General features: G+C 69.8%; 12 protein-coding genes. 6 read left to right on the plus strand and 6 right to left on the minus strand.

Features of this window, described 5'->3' with window-relative positions; translation table 11 throughout:
• The first annotated feature begins 38 nt into the window (after nt 1-38).
• Complete coding sequence (locus ABVF28_RS08085; RefSeq protein WP_371030125.1) at nt 39-4034, plus strand: AAA family ATPase; 3996 nt, start codon at nt 39-41, stop codon at nt 4032-4034.
• 57 nt (nt 4035-4091) lie between these two features.
• On the plus strand, nt 4092-6713 hold the full coding sequence (locus ABVF28_RS08090; RefSeq protein WP_371030126.1) for a DEAD/DEAH box helicase: 2622 nt from the start codon (nt 4092-4094) through the stop codon (nt 6711-6713).
• Nucleotides 6714-7030: 317 nt separating this feature from the next.
• Here the strand turns inward: ABVF28_RS08090 and ABVF28_RS08095 are convergent, their stop codons facing one another.
• Both ABVF28_RS08095 and ABVF28_RS08100 read right to left on the minus strand, forming a co-directional pair.
• A complete protein-coding gene (locus tag ABVF28_RS08095; protein WP_371030127.1) occupies nt 7031-8134 on the minus strand; it encodes a TerC family protein in 1104 nt (367 codons plus the stop codon).
• 233 nt (nt 8135-8367) lie between these two features.
• Nucleotides 8368-8934 (minus strand): histidine phosphatase family protein, encoded by a 567-nt coding sequence (locus tag ABVF28_RS08100; RefSeq protein WP_211891698.1) that lies wholly within the window; start codon nt 8932-8934, stop codon nt 8368-8370.
• A 97-nt stretch (nt 8935-9031) separates the two neighbouring features.
• Between ABVF28_RS08100 and ftsY the strand changes: the two genes are divergently transcribed.
• From ftsY to ABVF28_RS08115, 3 genes are all read left to right on the plus strand, one after another.
• Nucleotides 9032-9907, plus strand: coding sequence for a signal recognition particle-docking protein FtsY (gene ftsY, locus ABVF28_RS08105; RefSeq protein ID WP_179557397.1), 876 nt, complete (start codon nt 9032-9034; stop codon nt 9905-9907).
• A 60-nt stretch (nt 9908-9967) separates the two neighbouring features.
• Nucleotides 9968-10360: a hypothetical protein gene (locus ABVF28_RS08110; RefSeq protein WP_371030128.1), complete on the plus strand. Its 393-nt coding sequence runs from the start codon at nt 9968-9970 to the stop codon at nt 10358-10360.
• Between the two features lie 129 nt (nt 10361-10489).
• Nucleotides 10490-11857: an MFS transporter gene (locus tag ABVF28_RS08115; RefSeq protein ID WP_371030129.1), complete on the plus strand. Its 1368-nt coding sequence runs from the start codon at nt 10490-10492 to the stop codon at nt 11855-11857.
• Nucleotides 11858-11897: 40 nt separating this feature from the next.
• On the opposite strand, the gene ABVF28_RS08120 is transcribed toward ABVF28_RS08115, so the two are convergent.
• The 3 genes from ABVF28_RS08120 to ABVF28_RS08130 form a co-directional block, all read right to left on the minus strand.
• Entirely contained in the window at nt 11898-13076 is a 1179-nt protein-coding gene (locus ABVF28_RS08120) for a sorbosone dehydrogenase family protein (protein ID WP_371030130.1), read from the minus strand.
• Between the two features lie 119 nt (nt 13077-13195).
• Entirely contained in the window at nt 13196-13411 is a 216-nt protein-coding gene (locus tag ABVF28_RS08125) for an SCO4848 family membrane protein (RefSeq protein WP_104311286.1), read from the minus strand.
• 9 nt (nt 13412-13420) lie between these two features.
• Complete coding sequence (locus ABVF28_RS08130; RefSeq protein ID WP_371030131.1) at nt 13421-13987, minus strand: gamma carbonic anhydrase family protein; 567 nt, start codon at nt 13985-13987, stop codon at nt 13421-13423.
• Nucleotides 13988-14066: 79 nt separating this feature from the next.
• Here ABVF28_RS08130 and ffh point away from each other — a divergent pair, with 79 nt between their 5' ends.
• On the plus strand, nt 14067-15638 hold the full coding sequence (gene ffh, locus ABVF28_RS08135; RefSeq protein WP_271985366.1) for a signal recognition particle protein: 1572 nt from the start codon (nt 14067-14069) through the stop codon (nt 15636-15638).
• Nucleotides 15639-15807: 169 nt separating this feature from the next.
• On the opposite strand, the gene ABVF28_RS08140 is transcribed toward ffh, so the two are convergent.
• Nucleotides 15808-17154, minus strand: coding sequence for a choice-of-anchor L domain-containing protein (locus ABVF28_RS08140; RefSeq protein ID WP_371030132.1), 1347 nt, complete (start codon nt 17152-17154; stop codon nt 15808-15810).
• Nucleotides 17155-17300: the final 146 nt, after the last annotated feature.

Raw genomic sequence — 17300 nt, forward strand, 5'->3', positions numbered from 1 at the left:
ACGACGTCCGACCACCAGCGAGAGGCCAGCGAGCGCGCATGCATCTGAAGAGCCTCACGATGAAGGGCTTCAAGTCATTTGCGCAACCGACGACCCTCGCGCTCGAACCTGGCGTGACCTGCGTCGTCGGCCCGAACGGCTCCGGCAAGTCGAACGTCGTGGACGCGCTCGCCTGGGTCATGGGCGAGCAGGGAGCGAAGAGCCTCCGCGGCGGCAAGATGGAGGACGTCATCTTCGCCGGCACCGCGACGCGCGGGCCGCTCGGCCGCGCCGAGGTGACGCTCACGATCGACAACGCCGACGGGATGCTCCCGATCGAGTACAGCGAGGTGACGATCCGCCGCACGCTGTTCCGCAACGGCGGGTCCGAGTACGCGATCAACGGCGACGGCGTGCGCCTCCTCGACGTGCAGGAGCTGCTCAGCGACACCGGGCTCGGCAAGGAGATGCACGTCATCGTCGGCCAGGGGCGCCTGGACGCCGTGCTGCGCGCGACCCCGGAGGAGCGCAGAGGCTTCATCGAGGAGGCCGCCGGGATCCTCAAGCACCGCCGCCGCAAGGAGAAGACGGTGCGCAAGCTCGAGGCGATGGAGGCCAACCTCACGCGCCTCCGCGACCTCACCAACGAGGTGCGCCGTCAGCTCAAGCCGCTCTCCCGCCAGGCCGACATCGCCAGGCGCGCGCAGGGCATCCAGGCCATCGCGCGCGACGCGAAGGCGCGCCTGCTCGCCGACGACGTCGTGCAGCTGCGCGCTGCCCTTCGCCTCGCGACCGGCATCGAGCAGGAGCGCTCCGAGGAGCGGGTCGTCCTGCAGGAGAAGCTGACCGCAGCCCTGAACCGGGCCGAGCTGCTCGCCGCCGAGAACCGGGGAGACGCGGCCGACGGCGCGCGCCGGGTCGTCTTCGACCTGGAGAGCGTGCGCGAGCGCATCCAGAACCTCAACGCGCTCGCCTCGCAGCGCAAGGGGCTGCTCGTGTCGCGCCTCGAGTCGCCCGCGTTCGTGCCGACCGTGACCCTCGAAGCCGTCGACGTCGCCCGCCGCGAGGCGGAGGTGCTCGTCGAGCGGGCCGCCGAGGCCGAGACGCTCTGGGAGGCGACGAAAGTCGCGACCCAGGATGCGCGTGCCGCGCTCGACCGCATCGATGTCGAGATCCAAGCCCAGGCGACGCGAATCACCGCCTACGACCTCACCCGCAGCGAGCTGCGCGGCGCCGCCGACACCGCCGCCTCGAAGCTCGCGTCGGTGCGCGGCGAGGTGCTCAGGCAGCGCAACGCGCGCGACGCGGCGAACGACCGCCTCGCGCAGGCCAGGAAAGCGAAGGAGCAGCTCGACGCGAGCGCCGCGCAGAGCGCCTCCGACTCGAGCGAGCTCGACGCCGCCTACAAGCGAGCCGAGGCCGCGCAGCGCGAGGCGGAACAGCAGCTCGACGCCGGACGCACCAGAGCCCACGAACTCGAGCGCGAACGCGACGCCCTCCAGGCCCGCGTGCAGGCGCTCACTCTCGCGACGGCCGCCAAGGACGGCACAGCGGCCCTCCTCGCCGCCCGCCTCGACGGCGTCGAAGGCCCCGTCGCCGAGCACCTCCGCATCGACGAGGGCTACGAGGCCGCCATCGCCGCAGCCCTCGGCTCGACGGCGGATGCGGTGCTCGCGAGCGACGCCGACGCCGCCTTCCGGGTGCTCGAGCACGCCACGGGGGAGAAGCTCGGCCTCGTCGAGGTGGTCGCCGAGTTGGGCGGCGCCGCCGCGGCGTCGACCGGTGCCAACGGCAGCACGCCTCCGGAAGGCCTGCGCCCCGCGGTCGAGCTCGTGCAGGCGCCGCCCGCGATCGCCGCGCTGCTCGCCCGCGTCCACGTCAGCGAGACGCTCGACGAGGCACGGGCCGCGGTGGCAGCGCAGGCGTCCTCCGGAGACGCACCAGTGGACGCCACGCTGACCATCGTCACCCGCGCCGGGGAGGTCGTCACGAGCACCTCCTTGCGCGGCGGCTTCGCGGAGGAGGGCACCAGTCGACTCGAGCTGCTTGCGGCCCGCGACCGCGCATCCGCCCGCCTCGCCGTAGTCGCCGACGAGCTCGACCAGGCAGCGCTTGCGCTCGCTGAGCATCGCGCCGCATCGCAGGCCGCGAAGACCGAGGCGAAGCGCACGCTCGACGCGCTCCGTGCCTTCGACGGCGCGCTCGCGGCCGAACGCGAGCAGCTCAACCGGGCCAGCGCGCGAGTGGATGCGGGCACCGCCGAGCTCGCGCGCGCCGCGAAGGCCTTCGATCTCGCCTCCGGCGGCGTCGAGGCGGCCGAGCAGGCGGCAAGCGCGGCCAAGGCGGCGCTCGCGGAACACGAGGCCCTGCCACGGCCCGAGCTCGACTCCTCGGCGCGCGTCGACGCGAACGCCGGAGTCGAGCGCGCGCGCGAGGCCGAGGTCGAGGCGCGCCTGCAGCTCGAGACGCTGCGCGAGCGCTCGCGCAGCGAACGACTCCGCGCAGAGTCCCTCGAACGCCAGCTCGAAGCCGACCGCCAGGCCGCAGACAAGGCCGCCCGCGAGACCGTCGTGCGCCGCGCGGAGCTCGCCCAGACCGAGCGCGTGCTCGTCGCCATCCCGCGCCTCGCCGCCGCCGTGCAGGAGTCGCTCGCCGAAGCCCAGCAGCAGCTCGCCGAAGCTGAGCGAGAGCGGGCCGCCCAGCACGAGGAGCTCGGTCAGCTGCGGCAGACCGAGCAGCAGCTGCGCGCCCGCCTCAGCGAGATCACCGAGGACGTGCACTCCATCGAGCTGCAGATCTACGAGAAGAAGAGCGGGCTGCGTTCCACGCTCGAGCGCGCCGCAAGCGAGCTGCGCCTCGCCGAGGCCGTGCTCGTCGCCGAGTACGGGCCAGACCAGCTCGTGCCAGCCGACGACGACGCCCTGCGCGCGAAGGCCGAGCGCATCGCCTCCGCGCTCGCCGAGCAGCGAGCCCGGCACGAGGTCGCCGCTGAGGGCGAGGCGGCGGGCTCGGCTGCTGCGAACGGCTCGGGGGAGCCCGCTGATCGGGGCGACGCGACGGATGCATCCGGTGCCGCCGGCGCAGTGGGCACAGCGGCCGCGGTCGGCGTCGCCCCAGATGCCAACGATGCTGCGCGCGCGGGCGCAGGCGCCGACAGCGCCACGGACGCTGACACTGCCAGTGACACCGACGCCGCCAGCGACACTGACGCCGCAGAGCGCGCGGGTGACGAAACCGAGATGAGCGCCGCGCCCGCGGCCGCGATCTCGGCAGGCGCCGGAGCGGGAGCCGGTCCCGGTCCCGCGCTCCCGGAGCACCTCGACGACGACCTCGCCGCGACCCTCGAGGAGGATGCGGAGGAGGAGTTCGTGGGCGTGCCCTTCGTGCGCGCCGAGCAGCAGGCGCGCCTCGCCGCCGCCGAGCGCAAGATGTCGACGCTCGGCCGCATCAACCCGCTAGCCCTTGAGGAGTTCGCGGCCCTCGAGCAGCGGCACGCGTTCCTCGCCGACCAGCTCGACGACCTCGCGGCGACGAAGGCCGACCTGCTGCGCATCGTCGGCGACATCGACGAGCGCATGCGCACCGTCTTCGAGGCGGCCTTCGAGGACACGCGGGAGGCCTTCCACACGGTCTTCCCGATCCTCTTCCCCGGCGGTTCCGGCGACATCACGCTCACGGCGCCAGACGACATGCTCACGACGGGCATCGAGGTCTCAGTGCGACCGGCCGGCAAGAAGATCGAGCGCCTCTCGCTGCTCTCGGGTGGCGAGCGCTCGCTGGCGGCCGTCGCCATCCTCGTGTCGATCTTCAAGGCCAGGCCGAGCCCGTTCTACATCATGGACGAGGTCGAGGCCGCCCTTGACGACGCCAACCTCGGCCGACTCCTCGCCGTCTTCGAGGAGCTGCGCGCTTCCAGTCAGCTCATCGTCATCACGCATCAGAAGCGCACGATGGAGATCGCGGATGCGCTCTACGGCGTCTCGATGCGCCAGGACGGCGTCTCCGCGGTCGTCGGTCAGCGCATCCAGCGCGACGAGGACCAGCCCGCCGCGTAGCCGCGCGCGTCGGTCCTCTCGCCGCCCGGGCGCGCCGGGCGTGGGACGATGGACCCAATGACTTCCGTCGACGGCACCTCCGCCCCAGCCCCCGCCACGCCCGAGCCCAAGCTGGGGCTCGTGACACTCCTCCCGGACCCGTACGATGCCGACTCCATGTTCGAGGCGTTCGAGCTGTGGACCACGAGCCGCGGCATCACCATGTACCCGGCGCAGGAGGAAGCCGTCATGGAGCTCGTCTCCGAGGCGCACGTCATCCTGTCCACGCCGACGGGCACCGGCAAGTCGCTCGTCGCGATCGCCGCCCACGCGGCCTGCCTCGCGCAGGGCGGCCGCAGCTACTACACGGCCCCCATCAAGGCGCTCGTGAGCGAGAAGTTCTTCGCCCTCGTCGAGATCTTCGGGGCTGCGAACGTCGGCATGGTCACGGGCGACAGCTCCGTGAACCCGGACGCGCCCATCATCTGCTGCACCGCCGAGATCCTCGCGAACCTCGCTCTGCGCCAAGGGTCTGACGCCGACGTCGACCAGGTGGTCATGGATGAGTTCCACTACTACGGCGACCCAGACCGCGGGTGGGCGTGGCAGCTGCCGCTGCTCATGCTGCCCGACGTGCAGTTCCTGCTCATGTCGGCGACCCTCGGCGACGTCACCGAGATCGTCGAGGACCTCGAGCGCCGCACGCAGCGCGATGTCTCCCTCGTGACCGGCGTCGAGCGTCCCGTCCCGCTCGACTTCTCGTACGTCGTGGCGCCCACGCACGAGACCGTCGAGAAGCTCGTCGAAGAGCGCAAGACGCCCATCTACATCGTGCACTTCTCGCAGGCCGCGGCCATCGAGCGCGCGCAGGCGCTGTCGAGCCTGAAGGTCGTCGACCGTGCAGGCCGGGATGCGATCGCCGACGCCATCGGCGGGTTCCGCTTCACGACGGCGTTCGGCAAGGTGCTGTCCCGGTACGTGCGGGCCGGCATCGGCGTGCACCACGCGGGCATGCTGCCCCGCTACCGCCGCCTCGTCGAGACGCTCGCGCAGAAGGGCCTCCTGCGGGTCATCTGCGGCACCGACACCCTTGGTGTCGGCATCAACGTGCCCATCCGCACGGTGCTCATCACGGCGCTCGCCAAGTTCGACGGGCAGCGGATGCGACACCTGTCGGCGCGCGAGTTCCACCAGATCGCGGGGCGCGCGGGCCGGGCCGGCTACGACACGGCCGGGACGGTTGTCGTCGAGGCGCCAGCGCACGAGATCGAGAACGCCGCTGCGGTCCGCAAAGCGGGCGACGACGAGAAGAAGCGCAAGCGCATCGTCAAGAAGAAGGCGCCGCAGGGCTTCGTCTCATGGGGTGAGAAGTCGTTCGAGAAGCTCGTCTCCGCAGAGCCAGAGCCACTCACCTCGCATATGCACATCACGGCGTCGATGATCATCAACGTCATCGCGCGTGGGGGAGACGTCTTCGGCAACGCGAAGAAGCTCGTCTACGACAACCACGAGAAGCCCGCCCGTCAGCGGGAGCTGGCGTTGCGCGCGATCGGCATCTTCCGCACGCTCGTGACGGCAGGCATCGTCGAGATCGGCAGGCAGGGGCGCATCACCCTCACCGTCGACCTGCAGGCGAACTTCGCGCTCAACCAGCCGCTCTCGCCGTTTGCGCTCGCGGCCATCGAGCTGCTCGACCCTGACGCTGAGGCCGCTCCCGGCGACCGCGGTTCCGAGGAGAAAACGAGCGGCGAGGGGGCCGTCGGCTCCGGCCACTACGCGCTCGACGTCGTCAGCATCATCGAGTCGACCCTCGACGACCCGCGCCCCGTGCTCTCGCAGCAGCAGTTCAAGGCGCGTGGCGAGGCGGTCGCGCAGATGAAGGCCGACGGCATCGAGTACGACGAGCGCATGGAGCGGCTCGAGGAGATCACGCATCCCAAGCCGCTCGAGGGGCTCCTCGCGCAGTCGTTCGAGCTGTTCGCGCAGCACGAGCCGTGGGTGCGCGACTTCGAGCTCTCGCCGAAGTCAGTGGTGCGCGACATGTTCGAGCGCGCCATGAGCTTCGCCGAGTACGTGAACTTCTACCAGCTGATGCGCAGCGAGGGGCTTGTGCTCCGCTACCTGAGCGACGCGTACAAGGCCATCCGCCAGACGGTGCCGGACGAGGCGAAGACCGAGGAGCTGCTCGACATCATCGAGTGGCTCGGCGAGCTGGTGCGCCAGGTCGACTCGAGCCTCATCGACGAGTGGGCGTCGCTGGTCGACCCTGAGCAGCAGGCGGCGAGCGACGAGCCCGTCGTGCCGCCGGCCCCGGCGAGCGTCGTCGGCAACCGCCGCGCGTTCACGGTGCTCGTGCGCAACGAGATGTTCCGTCGAGTGCAGCTCGCTGCCCTCCAGCGCGACGAGGCGCTCGCCGAGCTCGACCCGGACGTGGACTGGTCCAAGGCCCTCGACGACTACTTCGCCGACCACGACTCGATGGGGGTGGATGCGGCGGCTCGTTCGCCGAAGCTCCTCACGATCGACGACTCCGAGGGGCGCCAGTCGGGCGGCCTCTGGACCGGCGTGTGGCATGTCGAGCAGATCATCGATGACCCGGCTGGCGACCACGACTGGCGCATCCGCGCCGACGTCGACCTCGCCGAGTCGCACGAGGCGGGGGAGGCCGTCGTGCGGGTCACCGAGGTCGCGCGCCTGTAGACCCGGCGCCCTCGCCCGGCACGCCCCTTCCGAGACGGCCAACGGACCTGGGGCTTGCGCATGCCTGTGGCAAGACCCGGGTGCGGCGGCCACAGGCCTGCGGTGGCACCATCCGCAGACCTGGGAGTCGCGCATCCACAACACGGCACGCGGATGCACAAACCCCAGGTGTGCAGCGGGCACCGGAGGCCACCGGAGACCGCACCAGACCGCACCAGGCCGCACGAGTCCGCCCTGGTCCGCCGGGCAGGAACGACGAAACCGGATGCTCGCGACTGGCGCGTACATCCGGTTTCGTCGTACTGCTGGCGTGGTGCCTAGCGGCGGTCGGGCTCGTGGCTGGCGACCGGAGCGGAGTCCGTGTCCTCTGCGGTCTCGGGCGTCGTGCCCTCGACACCGGCGACTGCGGCCTCAGGGCCACCGGCGGCGGACCCGACGGTGCTGGGAGCGTCGTCGCCCTTGGCGCGGGTGTAGATGATGCTCGCGATCGTCGCGACGATGAGCACGCCGAAGATGAACGTGAGCGACAGCCAGATCGGGATCTCGGGGATCCAGAGGAGCGGCTCGCCACCGTTGATGAAGGGCAGCTCGTTCTCGTGGAGCGCGTGGAACATGAGCTTCACGCCGATGAAGCCGAGGATGAACGCGAGGCCCAGGTCGAGGAACACGAGGCGCTCGAGGAGCCCGCCGATGAGGAAGTACAGCTGGCGGAGGCCCATGAGCGCGAAGGCGTTCGCCATGAAGACGAGGTACGGCTCCTGCGTGATGCCGAAGATGGCGGGGATGGAGTCGAGCGCGAAGAGCAGGTCGGTGAAGCCGAGGGCCACGATGACGAGGATGAGCGGCGTCCAGACCTTCTTGCCGTTCTCCAGGATCTTCCACTTGTCGCCGTCGTAGTGCTCGCTGGCGGGGATGATCTTGCGGACGAGGCCGACCCACTTGGGCATCTCCGGCTCTTCGTCCTTGAAGGAGTCGATGGCCTGCTTGACGGCCATGTAGAGCAGCCAGGCGGCGAAGATGTAGAAGACGGAGACCCAGGCCTCGAGGATCGCGGCACCCGCGATGATGAACGCGAAGCGCATGACGAGGGCGATGGCGATGCCGATGAGCAGCGCCTTCTGCTGCGCGATCTTCGGCACCTTGAAGCTCGTCATGATGATGAGGAAGATGAAGAGGTTGTCGACCGACAGCGCCTTCTCGGTGGTGTAGCCGGCGATGAACTCGCCCGCGTGCTGCCAGTCCCAGACGAAGCCGAGCGCCACCATGAAGACGACGGCGAGCGCGATGTAGAAGATCGACCACCAGCCGGCTTCTTTGAGGCTCGGCTCGTGCGGCGTCTTCACGTGGGTGAAGAAGTCGAAAACAAAGAAGCCGATGACCACGGCAATGGTCACCGCCCAGATCCAAATGGGAACGTCCACGGGTCCTCCGGAGGGGTGTGTTCGGCGAATCGGCCGAAGGTCTCTTCCGTCGGCAGAAACCGACCGACGCGCCCGGGTGGCTGATGACAGTCACCGTGATGACGAGCGCGTCGCAGGAGGAATACTCCCCTTCAACGAAGCTCATCGTACACCGTGGACGGGGCGACGCCAGGGGCGGCGAGGAATCCGTCGCTCGAATCCGGGATTCGCGTGCCTGCGTTCCCGGATGCCTGCTAGGGCGTTGGAACGAGCGGGTACCCGTTGAGCAGCGTCACGACGAAGCCGCCTTCAGCGCCCGGTCGCAGGATGCTGAGGCCGAGGTTGCCGATGTGCGGCGCCTGGGCGCTGAGGATCGCGGTGAGGACGAGGCGGATGACGCTGCCGTGGCACACGATGAGGGAGTCCTCGTCCGGGTGGGCGGCCGCGACCTCGCCGATGGCGGCCAGCGACCGCTCGACGACCGCGGCTCGCGGTTCGACGGTGGGGTGGTCGAGTGGACGGCGGGTCCCGTCGGGCATCCAGTACTTCTCACCTTCGAGGACCCCGAAGCTGCGCTCGATGATGCCGGGCAGCAGGATCGGGGCACCGAGGCCCGTTCCCTCGCCGATGATCTCGGCCGTGACTCTCGCGCGGGAGAGCGGGGAGCTGTAGAGGTTGCTCCAGCCCTGGCCCACGAGGAGCCCGGCTGCATCTCCCGCCTGGTCGAGGCCTCTCGAGTTCAAGGGGATGTCGGTGGCGCCCTGGAGGAGGCCGGTCGCGTTCCACTCGGTTTCGCCGTGGCGGATGAGGCCGATGCGCATAGTGCTCCGTTCGAGGTTTCCACCCTCGCTGGCGAAGTTTCGCCGCTGGCTGAGGGGTCAGCACCCATGGTGTCAGAGCGCTGACTACGCTTGGCACATGGCTGAACGCACTCCCTGGTCACTGTCCGGCGCTCTGCGCGGCATGTTCGGCAGGCAGAAGATCGACGAGACGACGTGGGACGACCTCGAGGAGGCGCTGATCACGGCCGACTTCGGACCCGACATCACCGACGAGATCGTCGAGCAGCTGCGCGAGCAGGTCGACCGGTTCCACACCGAGGACCCGAAGGACCTGAAGCGGATGCTGCGCGAGCTCATCGAGGAGCGGCTCTCGAAGTTCGATACGACGCTGAACCTGCGCGAGCGCCCGGCGGTGACGCTCGTGGTCGGGGTGAACGGCGTCGGCAAGACCACCACCATCGGCAAGTTCGCGAACTTCCTGCGCATCAACGGACGCACCGTGGTCGTCGCGGCGGCGGACACGTTCCGCGCGGCGGCGGTCGAGCAGCTGGCGACCTGGGCGCAGCGCGCCGGCGCGGGCATCGTTCGCCCGCAGCAGCACGGGCAGGACCCCGCATCGGTCGCGTATCAGGCGGTCGAGATCGCGATGCGCGAGGGGCTCGAGATGGTCGTCATCGACACTGCTGGCCGTCTGCAGACGAAGAGCGGGCTCATGGACGAGCTGTCGAAGATCCGCAGGGTCGTCGAGAAGCTGGCGCCCGTCTCCGAGGTGCTGCTGGTGCTCGATGCGACGACCGGCCAGAACGGTGTCGCGCAGGCCGAGGCGTTCATCCAGCACGCCGGCGTCACCGGCCTCGTGGTGACGAAGCTCGACGGCTCCGCCAAGGGTGGCTTCGTGCTCGCGGTGCAGGAGCGGACAGGTCTGCCGATCAAGCTCATCGGGCAGGGCGAGGGCATCAACGACCTGGCAGGCTTCACGCCGCACGTCTTCGCGGAGAAGCTCGTCGGCTGAGGCCCGCCGTCGCCCAGTGCGGGGGAGTAGGGTGCCTCGCATCCGTGGAAGAGGTCTCTGATGGAAGCTGACGCGCTGTTCGTGTTCCTGTCCTACGCGCTCGCGGTGGTGCTCGCGGGTGCGGGCGGGGTCCTCATGGCGTTCGGCTCCGTGCCGCGGCGGTCCTGGCGCATGGTCACCTTCGCGACCGTGAGCCTGCTCGGCGCGGCGCTCCTGATCTGGACGGCGTTCGGGTCGCGGCCGTGGCTCTTCGTGGTCTTCGTGCTCGTTGCCGTCGTCGCGAACGCGGTCACGAGCGCGCTGCGGTGGAAGCTGCTCCCGCAGCTGGCCGGGGCGCCGCTGCCTGAGCTGTTGCGACTGGTGCTCCTGCGTCCGGACATCCTCCGGCGGATGGCCGCTGACGCAGCCCAGCTGGAGGCGGACCGGCGTCGCCGCGAGCACGGACGTGGCTGAGCGTTCGTCAGACGCGGCAGCGCATCTCCTGAGACCGGAGAGGGCACTCGGTTTTCCCGTGGCGCGAGACGAACCGGGCAATTCCCGGGGCGGCGGAAGGAAACGTCGCCCGCGGCGGTTGTCTGCCTCGTGACCCGCCAGCAACGCCAGATCCTCGTCATCGCGATCCTCGCCTCGTTCGTCGCCTTCCTCGACGGCTCGGTGACGAACGTCGCGCTCCCCGCCATGGTCGCGGAGCTCGGCGGTGGACTCGGTACCCAGCAGTGGATCGTGGACGCGTACCTCATCACGCTCGGCTCGCTCATCCTGCTCGCGGGCTCCCTGTCTGACGTGTTCGGTCGCATCTCGGTGCTGCGATTCGGGCTCATCGGGTTCGGCATCACGAGTGTCGCGATCGCGCTGTCGCCGACCCCGGAGTTCGTCATCGTCGCGCGGGCATTGCAGGGGGTGGCGGGCGCGCTGCTCGTTCCGAGCTCCCTCGCGCTCATCATCTCCGCGTTCCGCGACGCCGCGCAGGCGAAGGCGATCGGCATCTGGACAGCCTGGACCGGCGCCGCGTTCCTCGCCGGCCCCTTCCTCGGGGGCCTCGCAGCCGACTACGTCACCTGGCGTCTCGTGTTCGGCATCAACGTCATCCCGATCCTCGTCACGCTCTGGATGCTCACCCGACTCGACAAGAGCGTCGACAGCAAGTCGGGTGGGCGCATCGACGTGCTGGGCGCGGTGCTCGGCTTCCTCGGCCTCGGCGGGCCCGTGTTCGCGCTCATCGAGCAGGGCAACTACGGGTGGGGAAGCCCCGTCGTCTTCCTGCCGCTTGTGCTCGGCCTGCTCAGCTTCGCGGGATTCCTGTTCTGGCAGGCTCGCGCGCCGCAGCCGATGTTGCCGCTTGGGCTCTTCCGCATCCGCAACTTCTGGGCTGGCAACATCGCGACGGTCTTCATCTACGGTGCGCTCTCGCTTGGCGGGTTCGTGCTGGCCATCTATCTGCAGCAGGTGGCCGGGTTCACTGCCACGTTCGCCGCGCTCGCGACGCTGCCCACGTCGATCGCCAACGTGGCGCTGTCGTCGTGGTTCGGTTCGCTCAGCGGACGCTTCGGGCCGCGCCTCTTCATGACGCTGGGACCGATCCTCGCAGGCGTCGGCACCCTGATGTACTCGGGGCTCGGGGCAGAGGTGAACTACTGGACCCAGGTGCTGCCGGGCGTCGTCGTCTTCTCGCTCGGCCTCTCGATGACCGTCGCTCCGCTCACGTCGGCGATCCTCGGCTCGGTGCCGACGACGCAGTCGGGCATCGGCTCGGCCACCAACAACGCCATCTCGCGGGTCGCCGGGCTGGTCTCGATCGCCATGATCGGGGTGATCGCCGGCGGCACGATCGATGTCGGCAGCTTCCAGCCCCTCATGTTCGTCACCGCCGGTCTCCTCTTCGCCGGCGCGCTCAGCTCCTGGCTCGGCGTGCGGAACCCGGCGCCGGAGGTTGTCGCCGCGGCGACCTGACATCGACCGGACGCGGGCGGATGCGCAGGCCGGGGAAGCGTCAGGTCGCGCTGAGCGTGAACTCGAGCAGGGTGTCGTCGCCCTCCCTCGGCGAGCCGCGCCCGTCGGTGTTGTTCGTCAGCACGAGCAGGGTGCCGGATGAGGTCACGACGGCATCGCGGAGGCGTCCGAACTCGTCGACGTAGAGCGCCTCGTCGCTGGCTTCTGAAGCCTCCGAGATGTTGATCTTCCAGAGGCGCTCCCCGCCGAGACCGGCCATGAAGAGCGTGTCGCGAGCGTACGCGAGCCCGCTCGGGCTGGCTTCGTCGGTCGACCACTGCAGGATGGGGTCGAGGAACGCGGGGTCACCGCCCTGGCCTTCGACGTTCGGCCAGCCGTAGTTGCCGCCCGGCTCGATCCTGTTGAGCTCATCCCACGTGTTCTGTCCGAACTCGCTCGCCCACAGCGCACCGGTTCCGTCGAACGCGAGGCCCTGCGGGTTGCGGTGTCCCATCGAGTAGACGCGGTTGCCGAACGGGTTGTCCGCGACGGGGGATCCGTCGAGCTCCATGCGGAGGATCTTGCCGTTGAGCGAGTTCTGATCCTGGGCGAGATCGGGCTGGGATGCGTCTCCGGTCGAGGCGTAGAGGTAGCCGTCCGGGCCGATCGCGAGTCGCCCGCCGTTGTGGTTGCCGGCCTTCGCGATGCCGTCCACGATCACTTCGGGGGCCCCGACGCCGAGGCCACCCTCCCAGGTCACGGGGAAGCGCACGATGCGGTTGTCGGCGTCGGCCGTGTAGAAGGCGTACAGCCACTGCTCGGCGTCGTCGCTCGTCCCCGCGAGGGCGAGGCCGAGGAGGCCGCCCTCGCCGCCCGGGGCAACGTCATCGATGGTCGTCACGACGCGATTGGTGTTCGAGCCGTCGGCGGACACCTCGACGATCTGGCCGGAGTCGCGCTCGCTCACGAGGAAGTCGCCCGTCTCCAGCTCGGCGACGGACCACGGGGCCTGGAGGCCAGTCGTGACCACTCGCGGGTCGCCGCTCGGGGCGACGGGGCCCGGCTCTTCGGCCCCGTCCTCCGGCGTGGCGGGAGCCTGGCTCGTGGAAGCGGGCGACGGGCTCGCCGTCGTCGACGCCGTGGCCGTCGCCCCCGTCTGGGGTGCGGTCGGCGCGCATCCGGCGAGGGACAGTGCTGCGACGGCGGCGAGGGCGATGAGCGGAGCGGTGCGCTTGGTCATGGTGGCGGCCAATCGTTCGACGACGGATGCGACCAGTCAAGCCGAGCAGTCTGTGCTGACGCTCCGTGCCGGGCTGCCGCCTGCCCGTGCCATCAGCGCGAGGGCGGCCGCGACGCGGCTCAGTTCGTCAGCAGGAGGATGCCGAGCAGCGCCTGAGCGATGCCGATGACGAGCGCCGTGAGCACGAGCACGGCGTGCACGGTGAGGAAGCGAGTGGGGCGACCGTTCTCGTCCCGAGCGCGCGGGTCGTTGGAGACCCGACGGTAGAAGGAGGGCCAGACGAGCACGTTGAAGACGGCACCGACGAGCAGGGCGATGCTTGCGAGGAAGACCATGCCCCAAGCCTATGGGCGGGCGGTGGCGTCCTCGATCGAGATGGCGGAGCCCGCGGGGCTCTGCCGCTTCGCGAGGGAGACGTAGCCGCCCGCGTGCGGAATGAACGCAGCGCTCTCCTCTGCTGTCAGCTCGCGCCGGACCTTGGCGGGTACCCCGGCGACGAGGACGCCGTCGGGGATGCTCGCGCCCTCGAGCACCACGGCGCCCGCGGCGACGAGCGAGCCCGTGCCGATGATGGACCTCGAGAGGCACGCGGCCTTCATGCCGATGAGCGTGCCGTTCGCGATGGTCGTGCCGTGCAGGAGCGCCTGGTGGCCGGCGGTGACGTCGTCGCCGATGATCGTGTCGACCTCACGCTCGACGTGCACCACCGTGCCGTCCTGCAGGTTGGACCTGGCGCCGATGACGATGCGGCCACCCACATCCGCTCGCAGCACGCACCCGTACCAGACGGACGATTCCGGGCCGATCTCGACGTCGCCGACGATGACGGCACCCGGCGCGATCCAGGCGCTCTGGTGGATGCGGGGCGTCTTGCCCTCGAACGGCAGAATCAGGGGAGCGGCACTGGTCATGCTCCGATACTCGCAGTTGCGTCTCTCCTTCGCGACCCCGCACGCCGGAGTCCGCCACCTCGGCTAAAATGGGCGGACTATGGCCATTTTCGGGAACCTCTCTGACCGGCTGACGCAGACGCTCGCCGGCCTCCGCTCCAAGGGCAAGCTCACGCCCGCCGACGTCGACGGCACCGTGCGCGAGATCCGTCGCGCCCTCCTCGAAGCCGACGTCGCGCTTCCCGTGGTCAAGGACTTCGCCGCGCACGTGCGCGAGCGGGCCCTCGGCGACGAGGTCAACCGCGCCCTCAACCCGGCTCAGCAGGTCGTGCAGATCGTCAACGAGGAGCTCGTGCGCATCCTCGGCGGCGACACCCGCCAGATCGAGTTCGCCAAGCAGCCGCCGACGATCATCATGCTCGCCGGCCTCCAGGGTGCCGGAAAGACGACGCTCGCCGGCAAGCTCGCGAAGCGGCTCGCCGGGGAGAAGCACACGCCGCTGCTCGTCGCGGCCGACCTCCAGCGTCCGAACGCCGTCACCCAGCTGCAGGTCGTCGGCCAGCAGGCGGGCGTGCAGGTCTACGCGCCCGAGCCGGGCAACGGTGTCGGCGACCCGGTGCGCGTCGCGACGGATGCGGTGCGCTTCGCGAAGGACAAGCTGCACGACGTCGTCATCATCGACACGGCCGGCCGCCTCGGCGTCGACCAGGAGCTCATGAAGCAGGCGGCGGACATCCGCCGCGCCACGAACCCCGACGAAGTCCTCTTCGTGATCGACGCCATGATCGGCCAGGACGCCGTCGCCACGGCCAATGCCTTCCAGGAGGGCGTCGACTTCACCGGTGTCGTGCTCTCGAAGCTCGACGGAGACGCCCGCGGTGGCGCCGCCCTCTCGGTGGCGCAGCTCACCGGCCGCCCCATCATGTACGCGTCGACCGGTGAGGGGCTCGACGACTTCGAGGTCTTCCACCCCGACCGCATGGCGAAGCGCATCCTCGACATGGGTGACATCCTCAGCCTCATCGAGCAGGCCCAGAAGGCCTTCGATGAGGACGAGGCGATGGAGATCGCGGGCAAGCTCGCGACCGAGAACTTCACCCTCGATGACTTCCTCAAGCAGATGCAGCAGCTGCGCAAGGCCGGCAACTTCAAGAAGATGATGGGCATGCTCCCGGGCATGGGCCAGATGAAGGAGGCGCTCGAGAACTTCGACGAGCGCGAGCTGGTCCGTACCGAGGCGATCATCCAGTCGATGACCAAGGCTGAGCGGCAGAATCCGAAGCTGCTCAACGGCTCGCGTCGCTCGCGCATCGCCCGCGGTTCCGGGCGGACCGTCACCGACGTCAACGAGCTCGTGAAGCGCTTCGAGCAGGCGGCGAAGATGATGAAGACCGTCGCCCGTGGCGGTACCCCGCAGATCCCCGGGATGGGGCCGATGCCGGGCCAGCACGGCGGTCGCAAGGCTGCGGCCAAGGGCGGCAAGAAGAAGCAGCAGGGCAAGCGAAGCGGCAATCCAGCCAAGCGCGCGCAGCAGGCCGTCGAGGAGGCCTCGGCTCCCAAGCGCCCGGGTGGCGCGTTCGGCGGCGCGGGTCTCGGACGGCCCGCGGCTGGCGACGGGCAGCCGAGTGCGGCGGAGCTCGAGCAGCTCCAGAAGTACCTGGGCCGCGGGTAGCCCGGCACGTTCTCGCGGGGCGGGAGCTGACGGAGGGGCGCATCCATCTCGGTGGATGTGCCCCTCCGTCGTTGACCGGGCTCGCTTCGCGCGTCGCCCCGCGGCCGGCAGGACGCACGAGGGGCGCATCCACTGATGGATGCGCCCCTCGTGCGTTCGTGCGCTGCCGTTAGTCGGACTTCCTCATGCGGCGTGTGAGGAGCAGCACGGCACCGGCGGCCAGCAGGAGTCCGGCGCCGATCGCCAGCGCGGGGGCGAAGCCTTCAGCACCGGTCGTCGCGAGTCCTCCGCCAGTGGCCGGCGGCGTCGTGTGGGTCGAGGTCGGCGCCGGGGTCCAGGTCGGCGCGGTGGTCGTCGGGACAGGGGGGACGACGGTTGCGGTCGGCGTGGCCGTGCTGGTGGGCGTCGGCGTGGTCGTCTCGGTTGGGGTCGGAGTCGGCGTCGTCGTCTCCGTGGGCGTCGGCGTCACGACGACGGGGCTCACCGAGATGGTGACCGTGGCCACCTCGCTGTCGACCGAGCCGTCGTTGGTCGTGAACGTGAAGCTGGTCTCTCCCTCGAAGCCGTCAGCCGGGGTGAAGGTGAGGTCAGCGCCTTCGCCGCTGAGCGTTCCGTTCTCCGGCTGCGTGACGACGGTGTAGGTCAGCGGGTCGCCTTCGGCGTCATCGCCCGTGAGCGTGATGTCGAGCGGCGTGTCGATGTCGGTCGTCAGGTTCTGCGAGGCCGCCGTCGGCGGGGTGTTCGAGCGGAAGCTGCCGGCCTGGATGAGGACCGCCGAGTCGTAGGAGCTGTCACCGCGGTCGGCGATGACGAGCTTGATGTGGTTCGTCTCGCCCTGCTGCACAGGGGCGGAGAGGCCGAGCACCGTCGTGAGCCCGTCGAGGCCAGTGTCGAAGGCGCCGGAGTCCGCGGGGTTGTCCCGGTAGAGCTCCGTGTTGCGCAGGTGGTTGATGTTGTTGATCGCGACGGCGGTGGTGGTGCCATCCGCGTCGAAGGTCGCGTAGTTGGTGTCATTGACGAAGAAGGCGAAGACGTCGTTGAAGCCCGTGTCGACGAACTCCTGGTACTCCTCGGAGCCGAAGACGTAGGAGAACGCGATGTTGTCCTCGGTGGGGACGAAGTCGAACTCGAGCACAGCGGCATCGCGGGTCGAGCCCTCGACGATGCCGTCGAGGTCCGCATCGCCCGGAAGGCCGTGCGATGTCGTGGTCGACCCGGACTCGTTCGGGCCGAGCAGGGCGCCGTCTTCGCCGGCGGAGCCGGTTGTCAGGGTGACGCCGCTCTCGACGCCGAGGTCCGTGAATCCCGAGTAGCTGCCGGAGGCTTCCGGCGCGCCCGTGTAGGCGACATTCGAGACGGCGGTCTCGTCGCCGACGAGGGAGGCGACCAGCTCTTCGGGTGTCTGGGCGGTGAGGTCGGTGACAGTCTGCCCGGGCGAGGCGGCGGCGGTGCCGACTCCGACTCCGAGAAGAAGGACGGATGTTGCCCCTGCGGCGAGGGCGGTGCGGAGTCGCATGTGTTCTCCTGAGGATCTGTGGGTTTGGTGATGCTAAGCCGCTAGTTCACTGAAAATCAAGAGAATCTTGGGAAACAGGACGGGCTCGTGCGTCCCGGGACCAGAAGGTGGGGCGGATGTGGCTCGTGTGAATGCGCGCCACCCCG

This window comes from Pseudoclavibacter sp. JSM 162008 (genome assembly GCF_041366455.1).
Taxonomy (GTDB): Bacteria; Actinomycetota; Actinomycetes; order Actinomycetales; family Microbacteriaceae; genus Pseudoclavibacter.